At 61.8% G+C, this 25,360-nt stretch carries 19 protein-coding genes and 2 pseudogenes; 13 read left to right on the top strand and 8 right to left on the bottom strand.

All coding sequences use genetic code 11. The annotated features are described in order from the left end of the window. The first annotated feature begins 141 nt into the window (after positions 1-141). From H0241_RS28705 to H0241_RS28695, 3 genes are all read left to right on the top strand, one after another. The gene (locus H0241_RS28705) at positions 142-1,803 is read left to right on the top strand and encodes an acyl-CoA synthetase (protein WP_181061144.1); all 1,662 of its coding nucleotides are present in this window, start codon (positions 142-144) and stop codon (positions 1,801-1,803) included. A 120-nt stretch (positions 1,804-1,923) separates the two neighbouring features. After that, a complete protein-coding gene (locus tag H0241_RS28700) occupies positions 1,924-2,811 on the top strand; it encodes a hypothetical protein (protein ID WP_210285114.1) in 888 nt (295 codons plus the stop codon). 300 nt (positions 2,812-3,111) lie between these two features. Further along, a complete protein-coding gene (locus H0241_RS28695) occupies positions 3,112-5,715 on the top strand; it encodes a bifunctional diguanylate cyclase/phosphodiesterase (RefSeq protein WP_181061142.1) in 2,604 nt (867 codons plus the stop codon). Between the two features lie 112 nt (positions 5,716-5,827). Here the strand turns inward: H0241_RS28695 and H0241_RS28690 are convergent, their stop codons facing one another. Then, entirely contained in the window at positions 5,828-6,163 is a 336-nt protein-coding gene (locus tag H0241_RS28690; RefSeq protein WP_235984534.1) for a hypothetical protein, read from the bottom strand. On the opposite strand from H0241_RS28690, the gene H0241_RS28685 reads away from it, so the two are divergent. Both H0241_RS28685 and H0241_RS28680 read left to right on the top strand, forming a co-directional pair. Beyond that, the gene (locus H0241_RS28685) at positions 6,163-7,680 is read left to right on the top strand and encodes a winged helix-turn-helix domain-containing protein (protein ID WP_181061141.1); all 1,518 of its coding nucleotides are present in this window, start codon (positions 6,163-6,165) and stop codon (positions 7,678-7,680) included. The genes H0241_RS28690 and H0241_RS28685 overlap by 1 nt on opposite strands. 57 nt (positions 7,681-7,737) lie before the next feature. Then, positions 7,738-8,729 (top strand): annotated as a pseudogene (locus tag H0241_RS28680) (IS481 family transposase). Between the two features lie 212 nt (positions 8,730-8,941). On the opposite strand, the pseudogene H0241_RS28675 reads toward H0241_RS28680, so the two are convergent. Then, positions 8,942-9,328, bottom strand: a pseudogene (locus H0241_RS28675) (ATP-binding cassette domain-containing protein); the annotation flags it as partial. A 200-nt stretch (positions 9,329-9,528) separates the two neighbouring features. Here H0241_RS28675 and H0241_RS28670 point away from each other — a divergent pair. Together H0241_RS28670 and H0241_RS28665 are read left to right on the top strand one after the other, a co-directional pair. Continuing rightward, positions 9,529-10,983, top strand: a complete 1,455-nt coding sequence (locus H0241_RS28670) for a hypothetical protein (protein ID WP_181061140.1) — start codon at positions 9,529-9,531, stop codon at positions 10,981-10,983. Then, positions 10,976-11,332, top strand: coding sequence for a hypothetical protein (locus H0241_RS28665; RefSeq protein ID WP_181061139.1), 357 nt, complete (start codon positions 10,976-10,978; stop codon positions 11,330-11,332). The genes H0241_RS28670 and H0241_RS28665 overlap by 8 nt, the downstream gene beginning before the upstream one ends. A gap of 102 nt (positions 11,333-11,434) precedes the next feature. Here H0241_RS28665 and H0241_RS28660 read toward each other — a convergent pair whose 3' ends face one another. Then, positions 11,435-13,057, bottom strand: a complete 1,623-nt coding sequence (locus H0241_RS28660) for an ABC-F family ATP-binding cassette domain-containing protein (protein WP_181061138.1) — start codon at positions 13,055-13,057, stop codon at positions 11,435-11,437. 227 nt (positions 13,058-13,284) lie between these two features. On the opposite strand from H0241_RS28660, the gene H0241_RS28655 reads away from it, so the two are divergent. After that, positions 13,285-13,599: an EthD family reductase gene (locus tag H0241_RS28655; RefSeq protein WP_181061137.1), complete on the top strand. Its 315-nt coding sequence runs from the start codon at positions 13,285-13,287 to the stop codon at positions 13,597-13,599. Between the two features lie 58 nt (positions 13,600-13,657). On the opposite strand, the gene H0241_RS28650 is transcribed toward H0241_RS28655, so the two are convergent. The 3 genes from H0241_RS28650 to H0241_RS28640 form a co-directional block, all read right to left on the bottom strand. Continuing rightward, positions 13,658-14,401 (bottom strand): 2OG-Fe(II) oxygenase, encoded by a 744-nt coding sequence (locus H0241_RS28650; RefSeq protein ID WP_181061136.1) that lies wholly within the window; start codon positions 14,399-14,401, stop codon positions 13,658-13,660. A 255-nt stretch (positions 14,402-14,656) separates the two neighbouring features. Further along, entirely contained in the window at positions 14,657-15,181 is a 525-nt protein-coding gene (locus tag H0241_RS28645; RefSeq protein ID WP_181061135.1) for a carboxymuconolactone decarboxylase family protein, read from the bottom strand. Between the two features lie 41 nt (positions 15,182-15,222). Continuing rightward, positions 15,223-15,645, bottom strand: coding sequence for an OsmC family protein (locus H0241_RS28640; RefSeq protein ID WP_181061134.1), 423 nt, complete (start codon positions 15,643-15,645; stop codon positions 15,223-15,225). Between the two features lie 170 nt (positions 15,646-15,815). Between H0241_RS28640 and H0241_RS28635 the strand changes: the two genes are divergently transcribed. The 3 genes from H0241_RS28635 to H0241_RS28625 are packed head-to-tail and all read left to right on the top strand — an operon-like array spanning position 15,816 to position 19,917. Next, positions 15,816-16,268, top strand: coding sequence for a (2Fe-2S)-binding protein (locus H0241_RS28635; protein WP_181061133.1), 453 nt, complete (start codon positions 15,816-15,818; stop codon positions 16,266-16,268). A 15-nt stretch (positions 16,269-16,283) separates the two neighbouring features. Next, on the top strand, positions 16,284-18,584 hold the full coding sequence (locus H0241_RS28630; RefSeq protein ID WP_181061132.1) for a xanthine dehydrogenase family protein molybdopterin-binding subunit: 2,301 nt from the start codon (positions 16,284-16,286) through the stop codon (positions 18,582-18,584). Between the two features lie 10 nt (positions 18,585-18,594). Continuing rightward, complete coding sequence (locus tag H0241_RS28625; RefSeq protein WP_181061131.1) at positions 18,595-19,917, top strand: c-type cytochrome; 1,323 nt, start codon at positions 18,595-18,597, stop codon at positions 19,915-19,917. Positions 19,918-19,939: 22 nt separating this feature from the next. On the opposite strand, the gene H0241_RS28620 is transcribed toward H0241_RS28625, so the two are convergent. Both H0241_RS28620 and H0241_RS28615 read right to left on the bottom strand, forming a co-directional pair. Beyond that, positions 19,940-21,433, bottom strand: coding sequence for an AMP-binding protein (locus H0241_RS28620; RefSeq protein WP_181061130.1), 1,494 nt, complete (start codon positions 21,431-21,433; stop codon positions 19,940-19,942). 27 nt (positions 21,434-21,460) lie between these two features. After that, complete coding sequence (locus H0241_RS28615) at positions 21,461-22,276, bottom strand: p-hydroxycinnamoyl CoA hydratase/lyase (RefSeq protein ID WP_181061129.1); 816 nt, start codon at positions 22,274-22,276, stop codon at positions 21,461-21,463. Positions 22,277-22,428: 152 nt separating this feature from the next. Here H0241_RS28615 and H0241_RS28610 point away from each other — a divergent pair, with 152 nt between their 5' ends. Next, entirely contained in the window at positions 22,429-22,899 is a 471-nt protein-coding gene (locus H0241_RS28610; RefSeq protein WP_181061128.1) for a MarR family winged helix-turn-helix transcriptional regulator, read from the top strand. Positions 22,900-22,982: 83 nt separating this feature from the next. After that, complete coding sequence (locus tag H0241_RS28605; RefSeq protein ID WP_181061127.1) at positions 22,983-25,271, top strand: tetratricopeptide repeat protein; 2,289 nt, start codon at positions 22,983-22,985, stop codon at positions 25,269-25,271. Positions 25,272-25,360: the final 89 nt, after the last annotated feature.

Raw genomic sequence — 25,360 nt, 5'->3', positions numbered from 1 at the left:
GGGCGGTGGTTGTCGCAGACTTGTTCTCCGTCGCATTCCCGCCCCATCGACTTTCGCCGCAATCGACCAGAGCATCGATTTGAGGCATTCTGCCGCCGGCTGCACCATGGGGAGATGGAGCGGCGGCAAGGGAGGACTGCCATGACCGAGACGCCGGCCGATCTGCCGCGTTACGACGACGCCTTCGCGCAATTCCGCATCGAAGATGAGATGGCCCGGTTGCATGGTAACCCTACAACCAGCATCAATGCCTATGTCGAATGCTGCGGCCGCTATACCGGTGAAAACCGGCTGGCGCTGCGCGCCATCTCGGCCAGCGGCGAATTGCGCGAGTTCAGTTTCGACGATCTCGCCGACATGTCGGGCCGCGCCGCCAATGTGCTCAAGGCCGCCGGCGTCGGTGCCGGCGATGTCGTCGCCGGCATGCTGCCGCGCATCCCCGAATTGGTGGCGCTGATCCTCGGCACATGGCGCATCGGCGCGGTCTACCAGCCGTTGTTCACCGCCTTCGGCCCGAAGGCCATCGAGCACCGTCTCGGCTATAGCGGCGCCAAGATCGTGGTGACCAACCCGACCAATCGCGGCAAGCTCGACGAGGTCGAAACACCGGCGCAAATCGCGACCATTCTTGGCCCCGGCGAGGCTCTGCCTCAAGGCGACATCGATTTTCGCGCCGCGCTTGCCGCGGCCTCGCCCGACTGCCAGCCGGTGATGCGCAAGGGCGACGACCTGTTCATGATGATGTCGACGTCCGGCACGACAGGCCTGCCCAAGGGCGTGCCGGTGCCGCTGCGCGCCCTGATGGCCTTCGGCGCCTATATGCGCGAGGCGATCGGACTGCTGCCCGACGATGTCTTCTGGAACATCGCCGACCCCGGCTGGGCCTACGGCCTCTATTACGCCATCACCGGTCCGTTGCAGCTCGGCATCGCCACCACCTTCTATGAGGGCGCCTTCAACGCCAAAAGTACCTACGACATCATCGAGCGGCTCGGCGTCACCAGCCTTGCCGGCTCGCCCACCGCCTATCGCCTGCTGATGGCGGAAGGGCCACAGGCGGCCGCTCGTGTAAAAGGCAGGCTGCGCGTGGTGAGCAGCGCCGGCGAGCCGCTCAATCCGGAAGTGATCCGCTGGTTCGACGCAAATCTCGCCGCGCCCATCCACGATCATTACGGTCAGACCGAGAACGGCATGATGGTGAACAACCATCATGGCCTGGCGCATGTCGTGCGCGCGGGCTCGGCCGGCTTTGCCATGCCCGGCTACCGCATGGTCGTGCTCGACGAGGCCGGCAATGAACTCGGTCCCAACCAGCCCGGCATCCTCGCAGTCGACATCGCGAAGTCGCCGCTGCGCTGGTTCGATGGCTATCACCAGGCGCAGACGCCGGCCATCGCGGGCGGCTATTATCGCACCGGCGACACGGTGGAGTACGAGCAGGACGGCTCGGTGTCTTTCATTGGTCGCGCCGACGACGTCATCACCTCGGCCGGCTATCGCATCGGCCCGTTCGACGTTGAAAGCGCGCTGATCGAGCATCCGGCGGTCAACGAGGCGGCGGTGGTCGGCGTGCCGGATCCGCAGCGCACCGAAATAGTCAAGGCCTTCGTGGTGCTGGCGCCAGCCTACAAGGGCAACCCGGAGCTCGCCGAAGAGCTCGCCCAGCATGTGAAGAAGCGTCTCTCGGCGCACGCCTACCCGCGCGAGGTCGAGTTTGTCACCGAACTGCCGAAGACGCCGAGCGGCAAGATCCAGCGTTTTCTGCTGAGGAAGGCCGAGGTGGAGAAGCGCAAGACAGGCTGAGGCCTTCGATCTTCAAGCGTCGAAAACCGCATCTCGTTGATTTCCGCCACGCAATAGCCGCGAAGTCCCCGGAGACTCTCGAGCCTGTCGATCATCAATGAGGGGGGCTGCGTCGTGCGGATGGTCTGGACGTTTCTGTTCGCGCTGGCGACCAGCGTGGCGTTCGCGGCCTCGCCGGAGGATGACTATATCGCCGCGCGTGACAAGGCGATTGCGGCCATCGCGGCGCTGAACGACGCGAACACGGCAACCGAAACGATCGACGCCCAGAACGAGAAGGCGCTGGCCGACCTGCAACAACGTCTTGCCGGCATCATCGGCCCGCTGGCGGTCAAGGATTTTCCGGCAACCGGCACGATCAATATCAAAAGCCTCAGCGACTCCGACATCGGCTACGGCATGCTCGATGGGCTGCGATACACCAAAGGCGACGACGGCCCCAGCCTGGTGGCAACGACGCGAGGGCTGCTGGAGCGCTGGCTCCAGGCCAAAGCCGCCGAGACCGACGAGAGTTTCAAACTGCCCGCCAGCATCGATGAGGCGCTGAAGCTCGATGCTTTCTATACCCAGGCGATCAACAGCGACGCCGCCTTTGAGGGAACGCTCGACCTTCCGCTGAAGAGGCCTGAGGGCGCCGACATTGCCTTCGCACGGCTCGGCGGCTGGACGCAGGACGTCGGACCGATCTACGAGCAGGAAGTCATCGTTACGCTCGTCAAAGGCAACAGCGTCATGATCACAGCGGCGCCGGCGGCCCCTGCCGTTCCCAAGATCCCCGCCTGCGACGCCGTCTGGGCTGCTGCGGATGCCGCCGCGCAGAAATTCCAGGAGGCCTACCAGGCTTCGGACCTCAAAGACGAAAAAGCGTTCGAGTCCTCCAATGCCGCCTGGGACAAGGGCGATAGCGACTATCGCGCCTGCATGGGCCAGCATCTGCCGGGAGATCCGGCCTTCCCGGCGCTGCTCGCCCAGGCGCAGGCGCTGGCCGATCAGATGGCGGGAAAATAAGCTCCCGGACGGGCCCTGCGCAGCAAGATCAGGCGGCTTTTTGCGACTTCAGATGTGAAAGTTGCGAGCGGCCGCCCGATGCTGCTTGCGCAATTCATTGTTCAGGAAACCGCTCTGGACCTTTGTTTTCGTCGCATGGCACTCAGCTTTCGCCCCCTATGCTGACAACCAAGATCTCGACGTATAGTCTCAGGACCGTCTTGAAGTTCAAATTTAAACTTTAGCTACTATGGTCGGCGAACGGACTACTGGAAAGGTACCCAAATCGAATTGGCAGGAGCGAGGTTCAATCCCGGCCGGTTGAAACGGGCCATTTTTTCTTCCGCCAACTTGCCGGCGGCGATTGCCTTTGTTGTGCTTCTCGTCTGTGCCCTGGTTGCCGACCAGAGGAACAGAGAGGTCTCCGATCAGCTCGCGCGCGCTGACGTCCTGGCCAAGGTCAACATCATACGTGCCAAGCTCGAAGGCAACATAACCGGCAATCTCCAGCTGGTTCAGGGTCTCGTTTCAGCGGTCGTTACCGAGCCCTATATGGGCCAGCAGAGATTTGCGGCGCTCGCCCGTAATTTGTTCGAGCAAAAATCGCAACTGCGCGATATCGCCGGCGCGCCCGATCTCGTCATCACGCTGATATACCCGCTGGAAGGCAATGAGAAAGCCATCGGTCTGGACTACCGCAAGACCGAGGCGCAACGCATGGCTGCGCTTCGCGCTCGTGACCAGCGCGCGCTGGTGCTCGCCGGGCCGGTCAAATTGGCACAAGGCGGGCGAGGTTTCATCGGCCGCATCCCCGTCTTCGTGCCGACGGCGGGTGGCGGCGACCGGTTTTGGGGGATTGTCTCGGCCGTGATCGATATCGATCGGCTCTACAGCGCGAGCGGACTGACCGACCCTGAGCTCGACATCGATGTCGCGCTCATCGGCAAGGATGCGCTTGGGGGCGGTGGCGAACTGTTCTTCGGCGGCGACAATGTCGTGGCCAGCAATCCAGTGACGGCAGAGGTGCAACTGCCTTCAGGCTCCTGGCAAATTTCGGCCATACCGAAGGGCGGCTGGCCGACCGGTCCGAAAAATGAGTGGCTGCTGCGGACGCTCATGGCGCTCGCCGGCGCGCTGGTGGTGCTGCCGATCCTCGTGGCAGGACGTCTTTTCGGTGAGCGACAGAAAAATGACGCCGAGTTGAGGCGCCTGTCCCGGCGGCTGGAGCTGGCATTGGAAGCCTCAGGGATAGGCGTGTGGGAGCACGACATCGTCAGCAACGAGCTCGTATGGGACGACCGCATCAACGAAATCTATGGCAAACCCGCCGACGGAAAGACCCGCGGCTACAACGACTGGGCGCTGTCGATCCACCCTGAAGACTTCGAGCGGGCGAAAGCGGACTTCGATTCGGCTGCCGCGACACAGGGCCCCTACTCTTCGCAGTATCGGCTCCTGCGCCCAGATGGCACCATTCGCCATGTCCGCACACGCGCCAGTTTCTTCCAGGACATCAACGGCGGATCAAAAATGATCGGCGCTGAATGGGACGTGACCTGGGACGTGCTGCTCAACGAGAATCTCGTGCGCGAACGTCGCCTTTCAGAATCGAAAAATGCCGAACTGAACATGGCCAAGGCCCGCATCGAGCATGTCGCGCTGCACGATTCGCTGACCGGTCTGCCCAACCGTCGGTATCTGGACGAGATGCTAGCCGAAAACCGCGAAGCCGAGGGCCGCGCAGCATTGCTGCATCTCGACCTTGACCGCTTCAAGCAGATCAACGACACGCTCGGCCATGCGGCGGGCGATGCACTGCTGGTGCATGCTTCGAAAGTCATCAAGGCCAGCGTCGGTCCGGCCGATTTCGTTGCGCGCATCGGCGGCGACGAGTTTTTCGTGCTGAGCCATGAACGCGACGACAAGGAGCTTGCCGCGCTTGCCGACCACATCATCGATGCGATGCGCCAGCCGATCGACTATCTGGGTCACCAGTGCCGGTTCGGCGTAAGCATCGGCATTGCGGCCAACAGCGGCGTCGATGCCAAGCAGCTGCTCGTCAATGCCGATCTCGCGCTGTATCGGGCGAAAGGCCGTGGCCGCAACCGTTACGAGTTTTTCAACGAAGAGCTGCAGAGCGAGATCGTGCGGACCAAGCAAACCGCCGACGAAATTCTGGGCGGTCTCGAGCGGAACGAGTTCGTCGTCTACTACCAGCCGCAGTTCGACGCCAAGACGCTGGAGATCGTCGGCGTCGAGGCGCTGTCGCGTTGGGATCATCCACAACGCGGCATGCTGACCCCCGACGCCTACATCAAGGTGGCTGAAGAACTCAATGTCGTGGCGCTTATCGACCGCACTGTCCTGGAGCAGGCGCTTGATAATTTCGAGCGTTGGTCGCACAGCCACCTCAACATCCCGCGCGTGTCGGTCAACGTTTCCGCCAGGCGCCTGGAAGACAGGGACCTGATCAAGGGTTTGCGCAAGCTTCCCATCAGGCAAGGAACCGTGTCGTTCGAACTGGTGGAGTCGATTTTCCTCGACGAAAACGACGAACTGGTCAGCTGGAACATCGAACACATCAAGGAGCTCGGCATCGACATCGAGATCGACGATTTCGGCACCGGGCATGCCTCGATCGTCTCGCTCTTGAAGTTGCGGCCGCGTCGCCTCAAGATCGATCGCCAGCTGGTCACACCCATCACCAGCTCAACCGCGCAGCGGCAGCTGGTGTCGTCCATCATCGACATCGGCAAGTCGCTTGGTATCGAAGTGATCGCCGAGGGCGTTGAGACGATGGAGCACGCGCAGATCCTGAAAGAGCTGGGCTGCGATATCCTGCAAGGCTTCCTTTTCGGCTACCCGATGGACGCAAAAGCCTTCAAGACATTCGCCCAGTCACGCAAATGGCTGGCGGCGAGCTGACAAACCCTGCTTGACGCAATTGCGGACGGAAGAACCGTTTCCTGAAATGGCTCTAGCTCCGCAGCCGGCGCTTCCTGTCCCCTGTGCTCGACATATGGATCGACAGAAAGATTCAGCAGAATTTCAGAAATCTTCCGGTACGCGCCAGTCCTTTGGCTTCATTGTTCTCAAGGGCGAACTGGAGGAGGTCGACCATGTCACCGAATGAGAACACGCGCCAAGCCGCCCGGCAGGAACTCCTGGAATTTGCATCCAGCGTCATGGCTGGGTCCCCTTGTGCGCCCATGCCTGGAACAATGTTCGAAATGCTCGAGATCATCGCCGTGGAGAGGCGCATGACCTCCAGCCAAGGTGAAGTCGGATCAAATTCTCCTGATCCCTTGACGTCCGCGCCGATTGAGACCCCAATCAGGCAGCGTTTGGTCGAGCTGGTCAGATCGGCATTCAATGTCGCGAGAAAACCCAGGGCACGTACTGGCACTTGGCAGTTGCGAGCTTGATCTTGCCCGCGGTTTGCTGCTGTGCGACGGCAAACCTGTTGCTCTGCGCTCCAAGGCGTTTGACCTGCTGACCTATCTCAGCAGGAATGTCGGGCGCGTCGCGACCAAGTCGGAACTGATGTCCGCGGTGTGGCCCGATGTCTTTGTGACCGAGGACTCACTGACGCAGGCGGTCAGGGAGTTGCGAAAGGCGCTGCACGACGAAAGCCAAACCATTATCCGCACGGTCGCCAAACGCGGCTACATCCTCTCTCTTCTCGAGGCGCCAAAGCAAGAGTGCTCTGGATATCCGAGTGTTGCGGTGCTGCGTTTCAGCAATGAAGGTGCGCCGGAAGACACCCCTTTGATCGACGGTTTCGCCGAGGACATTGTCAATGCGTTGGCTCGCTTCGGAACGGTCGTCGTGCTGGCACGCAATTCCGGATTTGAATTTGTCTCGGGTTCCGCTTCCGATTGGCGTGCCATTGGCGACAGCCTTGGCGCAACCTATCTGGTCCGCGGCAGGGCGACGACCCGCGCAGACGGCATGCGGGTCACCGTCAGTCTCATTATTGCTTCGACGGGTGGAGTCCTCTGGAGCGAAACCTTTTCCGCGTCCGGCGGCGAGATCTTCGACATGCAGGAAGAAATCGCCCACCGTGTGGTGAACCGGCTGGTCGCTCGGCTCGACGACGCAGGTGTCAAGCAAGCAACCCCAAAACCTCCCGACAGCCTGGCCGCATACGAGCTTTTCCTGCGTGGACTGGTCCGGCTGCGCGGTTACGGCGATGATGACAATGAGGCCGCGCGCGGTCTTTTCCAGGCTGCGGTCGAAAAGGACCCGACCTATGCCTTGGCGCATTCTTACATCGCGCTCGCCGATCTCCTTATCGGTGGCTGTGCCGAGGCATCCCCGGCGTTGCTTGGTTCAGTGATCGACCGCGCGGAGTGTGCGGTGACCTTGGCGCCGGAAGAGCCACGCTGTCATCGCGTACTCGCCCAGGCTTTCCTCTTTGCCCGCCGGTTCGAAGCGGCTGAACATCACCTTCAACGCTCACTTCAGCTAAACCCATATGACGCCGACACAATCGCGCAAATGGGATACTTACTCACGATGCGAGGCAGGCCTCTTGAGGCTCTTGCGGCATTTGACGGCGCAATACGGATCAACCCAATCCATCCAGACTGGTACCACGCCGATCGCGCCATCGCGCTATACTCGGTTGGAGACTACAAGGCCGCGCTCGTCAGCATGTCCAAGCTCCCCTTGAAGACCCCCTGGCGGCTGACAAGGCTGGCGGCGTGCCACGCTCAACTCGGCGATCTCGGAGAAGCCCAGCGCATCATGGCAGAGGTCAAGCGGATAGCGCCTGATTATTCGCCACTGGAGTTTGCGCAAACCGGAATCGCCTTCGAACACGCGAGCGATGTTGAGCACGTCATTGCCGGCGTCGCCAAGGCACTCGCAGCATATGAGCAACCCTAGATGTTTGATCCCAAGCTTTGATGGGGCATCCTTATCCTCCGAATCAAGGGATGCACTATGGGCCAAATTCTACACGGGAGCGCCACGACGACAGAGGCGGTCCGTCGAGCGATACAGCATAGTCAAGAGAGCCTGAGGGCGCTGGCCAAACGCTACGGGATCAACCAGAAGACGGTTGCGAAGTGGAAGAGGCGAGCTTCGGTCGCCGATCTGCCGACCGGTCCGAGAGAGCCGAGATCGACGGTGCTCTCGCCCGAGGAGGAGGCCGTCATCGTCGCCTTTCGGTGCTACACGCTGTTGCCGCTCGATGACTGCCTCTATGCCCTACAACCAACGATCCCGCACCTGACGCGGTCTTCATTGCATCGCTGTCTGCAACGCCATGGCATCGGCCGGCTCCCGGACGTAGAAGGCGACAAGCCGGCGAAGAAGAAGTTCAAGAGCTACCCGATCGGCTACTTCCACATCGACGTCGCCGAGGTGCGCACCGAACAGGGCAAGCTGCACATGTTCGTCGCCATCGATCGCACCTCGAAGTTCGCTTTCGTCGAACTGCACGAGAAGGCCACCACGGCCGTCTCCAAGGGTTTCCTGCTGCGCCTGATCGCGGCCGTTCCCTACAAGATCCACACCGTGCTCACCGACAACGGCATCCAGTTCACCACGCCCGGCGCCGGCGGGTCGGCCGTGCCACTCATCAAGGAGGCTCTCGATAATGGCGAGACTGTCTGGGCCCATGCCTTCGAGCTCACCTGCGCCAGGAATGACATCGAGCACCGCACGACCAAGGTGAGGCACCCATGGACCAACGGCCAGGTAGAGAGGATGAACCGAACCATCAAGGATGCGACCGTCAGGCGCTTCTACTACGAGAGCCACGACCAGCTCCGCCAGCACCTCGCCGACTTCATCTCGGCCTACAACTTCGGCCGCAGGCTCAAGACCCTCAAAGGCCTCACGCCCTATGAGTTCATCTGCAAGGTTGGGCCACACAGCCCGAGCGCTTCAAGCTTGATCCGCTCCAGCAAATGCCGGGACTAAACACCTAGAGCGGTTCATCGTTTCACGGAATCGCAGAACCGCTCTATCTCCTTGTTTTGACGCAATTCCGGACGGAAAACCGCTTCACACTTTCCTGGAATTGCTCTAGGCGACACCGGCGAGTTTTCGCAGTGGAAATGTGGCTTCTCGCAGGCTGACCCGATCGACAATGAGCGAGGGGAACCAGCGGGGGCGCGACGTGTCTCTGCCGAGCGCGGGGCTACCCCCTCAGCCCCGGTGCTTCCTGCCCCGTACGCTCGACATATTCCGTATAGCCGCCGCCATAGGTGTGGATGCCTTCCGGCGTCAGTTCCAGCACGCGGTTCGACAGCGCGGCCAGGAAATGCCGGTCGTGCGAGACGAACAACATGGTGCCTTCGTACTGGGAGAGCGCCGTGATCAGCATCTCCTTGGTGGCGATGTCGAGATGGTTGGTCGGCTCGTCCAGCACCAGAAGATTGGGCGGATCGAACAGCATCAGCGCCATCACCAGCCGTGCCTTCTCGCCGCCCGACAGCACGCGGCATTTCTTCTCTATCTCGTCGCCGGAAAAGCCGAAGCAGCCGGCGAGCGCCCGCAGCGGCGCCTGGCCGGACTGCGGAATAGAACGGCGTCCCACTACTGTAACGAGTTGTGACCAGCATTAGGAGACTTGGCAGCCATACATTGATCTGACTGCCGGGCGATCCGCTCGCATGCAGACAAAGCTACGGACTAGGCATGTGACATCGACTCAGCGGCTCGATTTCACACGTAGACCGATCTTAAAGATTGTATATTATGTTTCGCTGAATAGAGGGGATGCCGATGGTTACTCGCGAAGTGCCACGGACGCGGACGCGGTCGCCCGAAATCGAAGTAGAAATACAAGAGCCGAAGCTAACTTGGCGGCAACTGAAGGCCGCTGAGGATGAAGCCGCGAAAAAAGAGAGGGCGGAGCGGGAAAGGGTCGCAAGAGAGGATGAAAAACGGATCGCGGCAGAAGTCGACTATCTGTCTGATCAGTGGATTGCTTTCGGCAAATCCGAACATGATACGCCGCCGGAGCTTTTGCCACTCGAAGCCGCAAATGAATTTCCGTCCTTTTGTGGTTTTGTGAGCCGAAGCGCATTGCGTACGATCTCGGAAGAGGCCTTCTCTCGGTTCAAGACCCAACGCGACAATTTGCAGGCTGCATCCAAGAGAGCAGTGGATCAGGTCACGTCCGCGCTAAAGTGGGGGTGGAAGTCCATCGCGACCCTCGGGTTCATTGCGAATCGATACAGCGAGGTGGAGGTGAGCATCATCCCTCCAAAACTGTCCGATGAGGCCTCAAAAACGACCGCGGACGCAGCCAAGTTTCTTCGAACAAATTGGAGCACCCTGCTCGATCGAGACTCCCAGGGGATCGTCTCCGTGCATCAGCACGGCGGGGTCACCTACATCCACTTTGGTTCCGGGCGCCACGGGAGCATGTATATTAAACTTCCGACCTGGGCGAACAGCTCGACGGCCATAGAGACGTTTCTAAAGAAGATAGCCAAGCCACTTCGACACTTCTTTAGCAATAAAAGTCTAATTGCCGTTGTTGATGGAGAATTCCAAAATATAAACTTTAAATCTATATTAACAGGCGATATTGTCGTGCGATCTTATGATAAAAATACTAAAAAGCTTTCTGATAATATTTCAAAAATTTTGACTAGAGAACCAATCTCTCCATCCAATACGCAGGTCATTTCGGCAATTCCTAACAGCGAGGACGAGCAGTCCGCTGTGTTTAAATCCAGCGAGCATTGGAACCTGTGGGAAGGAATTGCGGATCAATGGGTTGGCAGTGCAATCCGCCTCGACTACCCCATTGTGAGATCATCTTCGAAGGAAAGCATCCTGCAAGCCTTAAGCGCCAGCAAGAATGTTGTGATTATAGTAGCACACGCCGACGCTCAAGTTATATATCTGCCGGCTCCACCGCCTGAAGGCTCCACTGTATCAGAGGACGATTTTTACAATATACGCGACAAGATATTATCCAATGCGCCGATGGTTTATCTCTTCTGTTGCGAATCCGCTCAGACTGGTGACTTCAGATCTCTGACTGAAGCGCTCCTAGACTGCGGCGCAATGGGTGTAGCGGCGCCTCAGGCCAAGATAAACCCCGAGAGATATCGGCCTCTTTTCGAGCGGCTTCTCCGAAAGGGAAGTTCGGATGGGCCGCTAGGCAAACTCTTTGATGCAGAACAAGTCGTGGGCACGCGCGATATGGAGGTTTGGCTTGGCTGAAGTTAACTTCACACAGAGAATAGAGAATTACTTCTCCCTTTGGGGCGCCTACCCGGTGATGGGTGCCCAGGGCGTAGAAAACCGTAGACAGGTTGTGTTGTATTTTGGAGTGGTACTCGGCGCTGTCGCTAAGGCAGCCTATGATTTTCTATCTCAAGCTGCAGGGTCTTTTACATGGAGTGACGCCTTCATTGCTCTTATCGTCAGCATGGTCGTATTTCCACAACTATATTATACGGCCGGATTGAATAAGGCACGTATGTCGTTTGCACACTTTACTCTCGCCTTTCAGAATGGCTTTTTTTGGGGAGTTGCGTTCGATCAGCTTGCCAACCGGGCAACGAGCTAGCTGTGGGCTCAGCCCCGGCGAGCGAGCTCCAGATGAAGCAGACGCTTTCGATAATCTTAGGTCGTTATTGAATAGATTGTAGGGACCACCTTCCTGATCCCCCTACCCTCGCAACCCCGGCGCTTCCTGCCCCGTGCGCTCGACATATTCGGTGTAGCCGCCGCCATAGGTGTGGATGCCTTCCGGCGTCAGTTCCAGCACGCGATTGGAGAGTGCGGCCAGGAAATGGCGGTCGTGCGAGACGAACAGCATGGTGCCTTCGTACTGGGAGAGCGCCGTGATCAGCATCTCCTTGGTGGCGATGTCGAGATGGTTGGTCGGCTCGTCCAGCACCAGAAGATTGGGCGGATCGAACAGCATCAGCGCCATCACCAGCCGCGCCTTCTCGCCGCCCGACAGCACGCGGCATTTCTTCTCTATCTCGTCGCCGGAAAAGCCGAAGCAGCCGGCGAGCGCCCGAAGCGGCGCCTGGCCGGCCTGAGGAAAATTGTCCTCCAGCGTCTGGAACACTGTGCGCTCGCCCTCCAGCACTTCCATGGCGTGCTGGGCGAAATAGCCCATTTTCACACTCGGCCCCCGCGCGACCGTGCCGGTGTCGGGGTCGGAAGCACCGGCGACCAGCTTCAGCAGCGTCGACTTGCCGGCGCCGTTGACGCCCATGATGCACCAGCGCTCGCGGCGGCGGACCTGGAAGTCGAGCCCTTCATAGATGGTGCGGCTGCCGTAGCCCTTGTGGACATTCTTCAGCGTCACGACATCCTCGCCGCAACGCGGCGCCGGCTGGAAGTCGAAATTCACGATCTGGCGGCGCTTGGGCGGCTCGACGCGGTCGATCTTGTCGAGCTTCTTCACCCGACTCTGCACCTGTGCAGCATGCGAAGCACGCGCCTTGAAGCGCTCGATGAAGGCGATCTCCTTGGCCAGCATCGCCTGCTGGCGCTCGAACTGCGCCTGCTGCTGCTTGTCGGCGATCGCCCGCTGCTGCTGGTAGAATTCATAATTGCCGGAATAGGCGGTGAGCGAACCGGCGTCGATCTCGACGATCTTGTTGACGATGCGGTTCATGAACTCGCGGTCGTGCGAGGTCATCAGCAGCGCGCCCTCATATCCCTTCAAAAACTGCTCCAGCCAGATCAGGCTTTCGAGATCGAGATGGTTCGACGGCTCGTCGAGCAGCATGACGTCGGGCCGCATCAAAAGGATGCGCGCCAACGCGACACGCATCTTCCAGCCGCCCGAGAGCTTGCCGACATCGCCGTCCATCATCTCCTGCGAAAAGCCGAGACCGTCGAGCACCTCGCGGGCGCGGCCGTCGAGCGCATAGCCATCGAGTTCCTCGAAACGGTGCTGCGCCTCGCCATATTGTTCGATGATCTCGTCCATCCGATCGGCCTGCTCGGGATCGGCCATGGCCGCCTCGAGTTCGGCCATTTCGGCCGCCACGTCGCTGACCGGCCCGGCGCCGTTCATCACTTCGGCGACCGCGCTATGGCCTGCCATGTCGCCGACATCCTGGCTGAAATAGCCGATGGTGACGCCGCGATCGACTTGGACCTGGCCCTCGTCGGGCTGCTCCTCACCATTGATCATGCGAAACAAGGTTGTCTTGCCGGCGCCGTTCGGCCCGACAAGGCCGACCTTCTCGCCCTTCTGCAGGGCGGCCGAGGCCTCGATGAAGACGATCTGGCGGCCGTTTTGCTTGCCGATATTTTCAAGACGGATCATTGGGCGGTCCGGGAGCTGATGCGAAATTGAGGGATTTGCCCGGGGCCATACGCGAATGAGGGTCGCGGGGGAAGAGGCACAAGCGCCGCAGATGGTGGCGCGGACCCCGTCGCCCGTCACGAAAACAATAATCCAGGGATCGTCGAAATCCGCCCTCGCGAAACGACATTGGCGCGGCGGCCTGCATGGCCCCCAACCGGCAACACCAACAGGACAGGAATACGAAGATGGCCAAGATGCTCGTGATCTACAAAACCCCGGCCTGTCCTGAGGCTTTCGACCGGCACTATTTCGAGATTCATGTGCCGCTGGCCAAGAAGCTTCCCGGTCTGCGGCGCTACGACATCAGCAGGCGGCCTATCATCAAGCGCTCAGCGGGCGAGATGCCGTATCTGGTAGGGACGCTGTATTTCGACAGCCTCGCCGATATGCAGAGCGCATTTGCCACCGAAATCGGCATCGCCTGCGCCGCTGACCGGCGGATACTCGCCCCAGGGGACGACGACCTGACGATGCTGCTGTTCGACGTCGACGAAGTGTGAGCCTGCGCCAATCTCGGGCAGCCAGCGGGACGACAGAACTGCGCAGAAGCGGGTGACATTACTTCGCGTCGTGGAAGATAATGCCAACGGTATGCCGCCTGCCTGAGCGCAGACGGCTGACGCCGTGCCGGAGATTGACGCGATAGTGCCCTTTCGTGCCTTGCACCGGGCGATTGTGTACAGCGAAGATCACCGCGTCGCCCTGGATCAGCGGCACCACTTCGGCGCGGCTTTGCATGCGCGGGCGCTGTTCGGTCAGCACGAATTCGCCGCCGGTGAAATCCTCACCCGGCTCGGACAACAGGATCGCCACCTGCAAGGGAAAAGCGAGATCGCCATAGAGATCCTGGTGCAGGCAGTTGAAGTCGCCGGGGCCATACTGGAGCAGAAGCGGCGTCGGCCGCGTCTGGCCGTTTTCGTGGCAAAGTTGGAGGAAGGCCGCGTGGTCGTCGGGATAGCGCTGTGCCGTGCCCATGCGCTCGTTCCAGTCGTTGGCGACTGATGCAAGGCGCGGATAGAGCGCGGTGCGCAAGGCGCCAATCAGATCCGGCAGCGGGTAGCGGAAATAGCGGTACTCGCCCTTGCCGAAGCCATGGCGCGCCATCACCACATGGCTACGGAAATGCTCCTCATGCGGATAGAGCGAGGCGATCTCGGCGCACTCCTCGGGCGAAAGCAGCGCCGGCATGACGGCGCTGCCATGGCTGTTCAGCTCGCCGATCAGTGCGCTCCAGTCCTGCGTCGCCACGCGCGCTTCGGCCGAGTGGGTTGCCCGTTTGGCGCCTATCGAATGGATGGTCATGGATGCCTCCTTTGCTTGTGGGCAAAGTGGGGCGAACGAGAGGTGCAGGCCACCCGATTCCTGCGGAGGTGGGGCGTGACCTTCTCCCCTTGTGGGAGAAGGTGGATCGGCGCGTTAGCGCCGAGACGGATGAGGGGTGCGCGACGGAATGGGGCGGTGGCAATTTCGAACGTGTCGCCAAGCTGGAACACCCCTCATCCGACCGAGCTTCGCTCGGCCACCTTCTCCCACAAGGGGAGAAGGGAAAACCGTGCGTCACCACTTCCGATACACCTCCAACTCCGGATCGAGGTCGACCCGCACCGCGTTGGTGAAAACGCAGGTCGCCACCATGATGCCGGCGAAAGCGACGAGGTTGACCAACAGTGTGTCGTCGTAGCGGGCTTTTAGTGCCGCCCAGACATCGTCGGGAACGGCATTGGCATCGGCGGCGACTGCCTTGCCGAATTCGATCAGCAACGCCTCGTCGGCGCGGGGTTCGATCGCCTCCGGATCAAGGCCGCTATCGATCAGCGCGCGGCGGAAGAAGGTGACCGGAATCTCGGCGCGGCAGACTTGCGAGATCGCCAGCGACAACAGCCAGACAGCGCGGTCGTCGAGTGAGGGCTTCAACAGATCGCGCAGCGTGAACCATTCGGCATAGATGCGGTGCGCCGCGGGCGAATGCAGCAGGATCCGCTTCATGTTGGTCATGCGCCCGCGCAGGCCAAGCTCCCTGTCGTGCTCGGCGCGGATGTCTTGCGATGCCGAGGCGTAGTCGATCGGCGGGATCATGGCCATGGGATGGTCCTTGGTTGGTGGCAGCGCGAGGCGTTCTGCACTCACCCAAGCGTCGCATGCAGTTCCGGCGCGGCGCGCAGGGTGTTGGAGACCGTGCAGATCGATTCCGCATCCTCGACGATCCTCTGCTTCGTCGCAGCGTCGAGATCCCCCGCAATGTCGAGCCTGATGTTGAATTTTTCGACACGCGACGGTTCGTCCTTGGCCTTCTCGCCGCTGACCTCGGCGCGTACTTCGCCAAGCTCGGCGGCAACCCCAAGACGACTGGCGGCGATGCGGGCGCTCAGCACCATGCAGGCGGCGAGCGAGGCGTAGAGTAGGTCGAGCGGGTTGAAGCCCGGCGCGCTGACCCCGGTGACGACATCGACCGCGCCGCCGGTCGGCGTTGTGACGGCGGGCAGGCCGCCGGGCTGCAACGTTGCCGTCGCGCCGGTGACGCGGGTCCTGACCTTCAACTCAGCCATCGCAAAATCCTTTCAGGCAATCCAGCAAAGATCAGGGGCACCATGGCGCAGGCGCGTGCGGTTCGCACACCCTTTGCGTTGCCGAGAACAACTACCATTTGATTAGACACGACCGGCGAACTTGTGCCTACTGCATTATCCACGGGGATGCGGATAACCGAGGAGAGACCATGATTGCGCTCAATGTAAACGGCGAGGATCGCAGTGTCGACGTGCCGGACGATATGCCGTTGCTGTGGGTATTGCGCGATGTCATCGGCCTGACCGGCACGAAGTTCGGTTGCGGCATAGCCCAATGCGGCGCCTGCACGGTGCAGCTTGACGGACAACCGGTGCGCTCCTGTGTGCTGCCGGTTGCATCGGTCGGCTCGCGCCATGTCACCACCGTCGAGGCGATCGGTGCGACGCAATCGGGCAAGAAAGTGCAACAGGCCTGGCTCGACCTCGAAGTCATCCAGTGCGGCTATTGCCAGTCCGGCCAGATCATGTCGGCCACGGCGTTGCTGGATCGCAACCCCGACCCGAGCGACAGCGATATCGATGCGGCGATGTCCGGCAATATCTGCCGGTGCGGCACCTACACACGCATACGAGCGGCCATAAAACAGGCCGCGAAGGCCTGAGGGAGATAGCCAGCCATGAGCAAGCCGTCCTCCTCCACCCAAAAAGCCACCTCGCGCCGCGCCTTCCTGCAAGGCAGCGGCCTTCTGCTCGGCTTCAGCATGCTGGGCGCCGGCATCAGGCCCGGTTTTGCCGCGGCCGAGCCCGTCGAGGGCGACGTCACCGCCGCCTTTTCACCCGATGCCTTCATCCGCATCGACAGCGACGGCAAGATCACCTTAATCCTGCCCAACATCGAAATGGGACAAGGGACCCATACCGGCGAAGCGACACTGATTGCCGAGGAACTGGAAGTCGGCCTCGATCAGGTGAAGGTCGTCGACGCGCCGCCCAACGAGAAGCTTTATACGACTGCGCTGCTGGGCGGTCAGGCGACCGGCGGCTCGACGTCGATGCGGGCAACCTGGGAATCGCTGCGCAAGGCAGGTGCCGTAGCCCGCACGATGCTGGTTGCGGCAGCAGCCGTGCAATGGTCGGTTCCGGTTTCGGAATGCAGCGCCAAGCTTGGCGTGGTCACGCATCAGCCGACAGGCCGGCAGCTGGCCTATGGCGCGCTCGCCGACGCAGCCGGCAAGCAACCGGTGCCGAGCGACGTCAAGCTCAAGGATCCCAAGGATTTCGAACTGATCGGCAAGTCGCTGCGCCGGGTCGACACTGCAGGCAAGGTCAACGGCGCAGTGATCTACGGCATCGATGTGCGCGTGCCCGACATGAAGGTGGCGACGGTCGCCGCCTGTCCGGTCATTGGCGGCAAGCTCGGCGATGTCGACGAGACCGCGGCGCGCGCCATTCCCGGTGTGCGCGATATTGTGAAGCTGGACAATGCGGTCGCCGTGATCGGCGATCATTTCTGGGCCGCCAAGAAGGGTCTCGAGGCGCTTAGCATCACCTGGAACGAAGGCGTCAACGCCAAGCTTTCAAGCGCCGATATGATGGCCACGCTGAAGGCTGCGTCCCAGCAGAAGACGCCGATCATGGCGCGCCAGGAAGGCGACGTCGCCGGCGCGCTGAAAGCCGCCGTCAAGACGGTCGAGGCAAGCTATGAGCTGCCGTTCCTCGCGCATGCGCCGATGGAGCCGATCAACTGCGTCGTGCATGTGCGCGCCGATGAATGCGAGATCTGGGTCGGCACCCAGGTGCCCACACAGGCGCAAGGCTGGGCGGCACAGGTCACGGGCTTCCCGCTAGACAAGATCATCGTGCACAATCACCTGATCGGCGGCGGTTTCGGCCGCCGGCTGGTCGCCGAATCCGTCGGCCAGGCGGTGGCGATCGCCAAACAGGTGAGCTACCCGGTCAAGGTCATCTGGACGCGCGAAGAAGACATCCAGCACGATCTTTACCGGCCCACCTATTACGACCGGATATCAGCCGGTCTCGGCGCCGACGGCCTGCCGGCGGTGTGGATCGATCATGTCGCCGGCGGCTCGGTGCTCGGCAACTACATTCCGGGCGGCTGGCCGCAGGACAAGCTGGACGACGATGCCGTCGAGGGTGCCGCCAAACCACCTTATGACCTGCCCGTCATCCAGGTCGACTGGGTGCGCGAGGATCCGCCGGTGCCGATCACCTGGTGGCGCGGCGTCGGACCGACGCACAATGTCTTCGTGGTCGAAAGTTTCATGGACGAACTCGCCCATGCGGTGGGCAGGGATCCTGTGGAGTATCGCCGGGCGCTGACCAAAAACCAGCCGCGGGCCGCGGGCGTTCTCGAGCTTGCGGCCGAGAAATCCGGCTGGGGCTCGCCGCTTCCAGCCGGCAGCGGCCGCGGCATTTCCCTGCACGATGCCTTCGGCAGCTACATGGCCGCGGTGCTGGAGATCTCGGTTTCAGCGGCCGGCGAAATCACGCTGCAGCGCGCGGTGGTCGCCGTCGATTGCGGCATCGCCATCAATCCCAACACGGTCGAGGCACAGATCGAAGGCGGATTGATCTTCGGCCTGTCGGCGGCGCTCTACAGCGGCATCACCTTCAGCAATGGCCGCGTCGACCAGAGCAATTTTCACGACTACCGCATCCTGCGCAACAATGAGGCGCCGAAGATCGAGGTCTATCACGTCAAGAGCCTGGAATCGCCTGGCGGTATCGGCGAGACGGCAACGGTTTCGGCCGGCCCTGCCCTTGCCAACGCGATCTTTGCGGCAACGGGAAAACGCCTGCGCAGCCTGCCCATCGACCGCAACCAGCTGAAGAGCGACGGCGCCGACAAGACCAGCGTCTCGATGGTGCCGCCGCTGGCAGCGCCCCTGCTGGCGGCGTTGGTGAACAGCAAGGAGCGCCCGGAGACCGGCGTCGAAACCGAAGCCGAAGCGCTGTGAGGGCCAAGCCATGAGAAGATTGGTCCGCATCCTCTTGGTCCGCATCCTCCTTGCTATCGTGGTGGTCATCGCCGCCGGCGTTGCGATCTTCCTGTTCAAGCCGGCGCCGCTGCCGGACGTCTCCGTGGCGGCGGCAAAACTGCCGACCGGCCAGGCGCTGATCGAGCGCGGCGAATATCTGACGCGCGCGGCCGATTGCGCCGCCTGCCACACAACATCAGGCGGCCAACCCTATGCCGGCGGCCTTGCCTTCAAGCTGCCGTTCGGCACCGTCTATTCCCCCAACATCACCGCCGACAAGGAAACCGGCATCGGCAACTGGAGCGACGCGGAATTCGTGCGCGCGCTGCATCAAGGCATCGACAGCCAGGGCCGCAATCTCTACCCGGCCTTTTCCTATGCCGCCTATGCCAGGATGACCACGGAAGATGCGCTGGCGATCAAAGCCTATCTGTTCAGCCTGCCGCCGGTGCACGCCGAGGCGCCGAAGAACGATCTGAGCTTCCCGTTCAACCAGCGTTATGTCCTGCGGTTCTGGAACCTGTTGTTCGTTCCCGACGGTCCGCTGTCGCAAGACGAAAAGCAGAGCGCAGAATGGAACCGCGGCGCCTATCTGGTCGAAGCCATGGCGCATTGCGGCGAATGCCACACGCCACGCAACCTGCTTTATGGATTGGACAACGGCAAGAAGTTCGCCGGCGCCGAATTGCAGGGCTGGAAGGCCTATAATATCAGCTCGGACAAGACGACCGGCATCGGCAGCTGGAGCGACGAACAACTGTTCGACTATCTGTCCAAGGGCCATGCGGACGGGCGCGGTTCGGCCACCGGCAGCATGGGCGAAGCCGTCGACTACAGCCTGCGCCATTTGACGCCGGAAGACATCAAGGCGATCGTCGCCTACGTGAAAACCGTGCCGCCTCAGACAAGCAGCGACAAGGCGATCGTCGAAGCGGAGCCGCCGGCAACACTGACGACGTCCATCGCCTACGCGCCCTCTGCGGATTCGGTGGCGCAAAGCGGGCTCGGCCTGAAGCTGTTCCAGGGCGCCTGTGCCAGCTGTCACGGCTGGAACGGCGAAGGGCTGCAGACACCCTATGCGGCCCTGCGCGGCAGCCGCACGGTCAACGATCCCGATGGCACCAACCTCATCCAGGTCATCCTGAAGGGCGCGCATATGACGACGCCGCTCGGCAAGCAGGCGATGCCGGCTTTCGCCAATGCCTATTCGGATGTCGAGATCGCGGCGCTCGGCAACTATGTGCTGGCGCATTTCGGCGGCAAGCAATCCGCCATCACGCCGGCCGACGTGGCCAAAGCGCGCATGCAATGAAGGATGGCGGTGATGCTCCAGCTCACCGCCAGCCGCGCAAAATGTGTTTCTGGATCTTGCCGGAGGCGGTGCGCGGCAGCGCCTCGATGGGCAGAAATTCCTTCGGCACTTTGTAGCGGGCGATGCGAGCGGCACAGTGCGCCGCAAGCGATGCCGGGTCGAGAGCACGACCGGATTTCAATACGACGAAGGCGCGGCCGACCTCGCCCCAGCGCTCGTCGGCGATGCCAATGACGGCTGCTTCGGCAATGTCGGGGTGATCGAGCAGCGCCATCTCGACCTCGGCCGGATAGACGTTCTCGCCACCCGAAATGAACATGTCCTTGCGGCGGTCGACAAGGGTGACGAAGCCGTCTTCGTCCCGGCGCGCAATGTCGCCGGTGCGGAACCAGCCATCCGATGTGAAGGCCTGCGCGGTCTCGTCCGGCCGGTTCCAGTAGCCCGGCGTGACATTGGGTCCGCTGAGCCATATTTCGCCCGCCTCGCCGGCTGCGGCGTCGTGGCCATCTTCGTCGACCATGCGCAGGGACAGCGACGGCGCCGGCAGCCCGGCGGAGCCCGCCTTGCGGGCGATCTGGCCGGCCTCGACCGGCATGCCAAGCACGGTGCCGGCCTCGGTCATGCCGAAGCCGTCGACCATGCGCACGCCCTGCTCCAGCCACCAGAGGATGTCGGCAGCGGGATTGGGCGCGCCGCCGGTGAAGATGGCGGTCAGCGTGGTCCAGCTTGCTGGCGAGAACGCGGCATCGTCACGCAGCATTTTGGCCATTTGCGGCACGCAGAAATAGTGGGTGACGCCGAGCTCGGGGTCCGCCAGGCGGCGGTTGGTGACAGCGGCCTCGAAGCCGGGCGAGATCAGCACGGTGCCGCCTTGCAGCAAAGGCGGGCGCAGGCTGGTGATGAGGCCGATGACATGGAACATCGGCGCGTCGCAGAGGAAGACGCTTGCATTGCCGACCCGCCCCAGCAGGCCGAAATTCACGGCGGTGGCGAAGGCGTTGGCCTCGGTGATGATGACGCCCTTGGGGCGACCCGACGTGCCCGATGTGTAGAGGATGATCGATGGCTGATCGGCCGGCGGCAAAGGCCGGCGCGGCGCCGGCGCCTGCGCTTCCACCGCCGCCGCAAAATCAGCGACCTTGACCGTCATGCAGTCCTTGGGCGGCACCATTTCAAACGCAGCATCGTGCAGCAGCAGCGCGGGATCACAATCGGCAAGGATCGCCTGTTGCTCAGGCGCAGCGAGGCGCCAGTTCACCGGCACGAAGACGGCGCCGAGCCGCATGGCGGCCTGCTGCAGGATCAGCAGGTCGGCGCTGTTGCGGGCGACGGTGGCGATGCGCTGACCCGGCCCGATGCCGTAGCCGCTTTCGAGCACGGCGGCAGCGCGCTGGATGGCTTCATCGAGCCTGCTGTATGTCCAGCGCCGGCCGGAAGCGAGGTCGACGCAAGCGATGCGGTCCGGCTGCGTCGCGGCATGCAAGGCCACTGGATCAGGCGTCGTCCAGGCCGGCATCTCGCATCTCCTCCCCGATCGAATGTCTCACCTTGCCTTGTCGTAGGCGCCGAGGCCGGGCTTGTAGCTCTTCTCGTCGATGAACTGGCGGATGCCTTCCTTGCGGCCGTCATTGTCGTAGGAATTGGCCGCCTCCTGCGCGCGCACCAGATAGTCCTCGGCATTGTCGTAGGTCATCTCGCCGACGCGGCGGATAGCGTCCTTGGTCGCCTTCAGAGCGACCGGGTTTTTCTTCAGCAAAATGTTCGCCACTTCGGTGACGCGCGCTTTCAGCTTTTCCAGCGGCAGACTTTCATTGACCAGCTTCCAGGCCGCCGCCTTCCTGCCGTCGATGAGTTCGCCGGTCAGTGCGTGGTACATGGCGTCGCGCATCGACAGGAGATCGACCACCACCTTGGTGGCGCCGCCGCCGGGCAGGATACCCCAATTGATTTCGGACAAAGCGAATTGCGCCTCGTCGGCGGCGAAAGCGAGATCGCAGGCAAACAGCGGGCCATAGCCGCCGCCAAAGCACCAGCCATTGACCATGGCGATGGTCGGCTTGCGATACCAGCGCAGCCGCCGCCACCAGCCATAGGCTTCGCCTTGTGCCTTGCGGACGGCGCCGAGGCCCTTGGCTTCGGTCTCGCGAAAATACTCCTTGAGGTCCATGCCCGCCGACCAGGCATTGCCTTCGCCCGACAACACCAGCACGCCGACATCGTCGCGGTATTCCAGCTGATCGAGCACCTCCATCATGCGCCGGTTGAGCGCCGGGTTCATGCAGTTGCGCTTTTCAGGCCTGTTGAAGCGCACCCAGGCGATGCCGTCCTCGATGTCGAAGGCTACGGTCTCTTCGGTCATGGCAACTCTCCTCCGGTTTGCGGTCGTGCATGGCAAGCGAAGAGCCGTGCTCCTCCTCGCATTAATCGCTATGCTACATAGCTTTTATAATCGCTATGTTGCATAGTCTTTTTTGCTTGACAAGGGTTTTGATCACGGCGATCGATTGCAGCATGAACGAGACTGCAAATCGCACCGGTTCCGGCAAGGGGGTCGCGCCCGAAGACAGGCTCGACGCGCAGATCGGCTACAATCTCCGGCGCGCTTCGGCCCTGGCGCTCAATGATTTCACGGTCGAGCTGGCCGATGCGGCGCTGCGCCCCGTCACCTACGGCATGCTGGCACTCATCGACGAGCGACCCGGCATCAGCGCTGCCGAACTCTGCCGTCTGCTCGGCATGAAAAGCGCCAACATGGCACCGCTGCTTGCCGAACTCGAGGAGCGCGGCCTGGTCGAACGCGACGACCATGCGCAGGACAGACGCATGCAGGTGCTCGCTTTGACCAAGGCAGCCAAAGCCGCCATGCCGGCATGGCGGGGGCAGGTTCGCAACCACGAGGACCGGTTCCTGCAGCGGCTGACAAAAAAAGAGCGCGCAACGCTGCTGCGCCTGCTGCGTCTGATCTGGACCGACGAAGACTGAGACAGCCCGAGCGGCGCCATTGCCCAAAAATTCCCATCGATTACAGTCAGTCTGCGCGGCGCGCTGTCGCTGCGAGACCGTCTATGACGTGGGGGGGCGAGTTGACCGGGCTGGTTCGGAAGTGGCTTTTCTGGCGGTCGCTGGCCGGCGTTGCGGTCTTGCTTGTCCCAGCCCTGCCCGCGCTCGCCGCCAGCAGCGATTGCGTCAGCGACTATGAGGTCGAGCCGGCGGTGCGGATAGCCGCCTGCACCCGCATGATCGAGGACATGACCGAGCCGCCGGCCAACCGGGCCACCGCCTTTTTCAAGCGCGGCAATGCGCGGGCGCAGCGCCAGGATTACGATCGCGCCATCGCCGACTACAGCGCGTATATCGATATCGATCCGACGGTCGCCAGCGGCTATTCCAGACGCGGCCTCAGTTGGGTCTTGAAGGGCGACTACGACAAGGGCATCGCCGACCTGAACAAGGCGATCGATCTCGATCCGCAAAATGGCGAATACTACTACAACCGTGGCTCCGCCCATTCCTATAACGATGAGGATGACCTTGCCCTTGCCGACTATGACAAGGCGATCGAGCTCGATCCGACAGATGTCAGGATCTACACAAGCCGCGGGACCACCTGGTACAAGAAGGGCGATTTCGAGCGCGCCATCGAAGACTACAACCGGACAATCAGCCTCGATCCGAACTACATCGACGCCTACAGCTTTCGAGGACTTGCGTGGATAGCCAAGGAGGAGTTCGACAAGGCCATTGCCGACTACGGCAAGGCGATCGACCTCGATCCGAAGGATGGCAAACACTACTACAGCCGTGGCGCCGCCCATTCCTACAAAGGCGAAAGCGAGCTTGCCCTTGCCGACTATGACAAGGCGATCGACCTCAATCCCAATGACGGCAGGGCTTTTCACAACCGTGGCCTGACCTGGGCAGAAAAAGGCGACAAAGAACGCGCCATCGCCGATTTCGACCAGGCGCTCAGGCTCGACCCGAACGACGCCGCTTCGCTTAACGACCGGGCCGATGCATGGAGCAGCAAGGGCGACAGCGTGCGGGCGCTGGCCGACTATGAGAGCGTGATCCGTCTCGATCCAAAGAATTCGCATGCCCACTACCGGCGCGGCAATGCCCGCTCGGAAAAGGGCGACTATGACGGCGCCATTGCGGACTTCAACGAGGTCATCGCGGTCGATCCAAGGGATGCCACCGTCCGCTACAACAGAGGCCTCGCCTGGTCGAGCAAGGGCGACCATGACCGCGCGCTGGCGGATTTCGACACCGCCATCAGCCTCGATCCGAAACTCACCGTCGCGTACTATGCGCGAGCTTACGCCCGATCCGGCGCCGGCGACAATGACGGCGCCATTGCCGACTATGATCAGGCCATCGCGATCAACCCGAACTACAGCGACGCCTACAACAACAGAGGCCTGGTGTGGGCGGCAAAGGGCGATAACGATCGCGCCCTTGCAGATTTCGAGCAGACGATCAGGCTCAATCCGAAACTCGCCATGCCGTTCTCCAATCGAGGATTGGCTTGGGCGCGCAAGGGCTACCCCGATCGCGCCATCGCCGATTACAACCATGCAATCGCCCTCGATCCGAATTTGGTCAATCCCTACCTCAACAGAGGCATCGCCTGGGCTGACAAGGGGGACTATGAGCGTGCCTTCGACGACTTCGCCCAAGCGGCCAAGCTCGATCCGGCCGACGCCTTGGTATATGCCAGTCGGGGTGTCGCCTGGTACAGGAAGGCAGACTACGACCACGCCATCGACGACCTCAACCGCGCAATCAGTCTCGACGCCAGGAACGCAGCGTTCCATAGCGACAGGGCCAGGGTCTGGCTGGCCAAGGGCGACAACGGCAAGGCGATCATTGACTATGGTCAGGCGATCAGCCTCGATCCAAGTTTCGCCTCTGCTTATCAAGACCGCGGCTTTGTCTATTTCTATTTCGGCGCGGCGACTGAAGCGCAAAGCGATTTTCGCAGAACGGCCGCCCTTGAACCTGACGATGCCTATTCCGCCATCTGGCTCGACCTTGCCGAACGTCGCGCCGGCGCGCCGAGCCATCTGCGGGAGGCCACAGACAAGCTCGATATGACGAAATGGCCGGCGCCGGTGGTGCGCATGCTGCTTGGCGAACAGACACCGGTGGAGGCGCTGGCCGCCGCCGACAATCCGGACCCGGCCACAAAAACCGGCCAGGTCTGCGAGGCCAATCTCTACACTGCGGAGCTCGACCGACTGCAAGGACACACCGAAGACGCTCTGCGGCTTTACCGGCTTGCCGTCAGCGACTGTCCAAAGGATTTCGTCGAATACCGCGCCGCCACGATGGCCTTGAAAGCGCTCGCTCCGTGATGACGAGACGCTTGGCGCATTAACACAGGCGCCTGCCAAGCTGGCACTCTACGGCGCCCCCCTCTGGCCTGCCGGCCATCTCCCCCACT

The organism is Mesorhizobium neociceri (assembly GCF_013520985.1).
GTDB classification, from domain to species: Bacteria; Pseudomonadota; Alphaproteobacteria; order Rhizobiales; family Rhizobiaceae; genus Mesorhizobium; species Mesorhizobium neociceri.
Note: the sequence above shows the minus strand (reverse complement) of the source record. Positions and strands in the feature narration are given on the sequence as shown.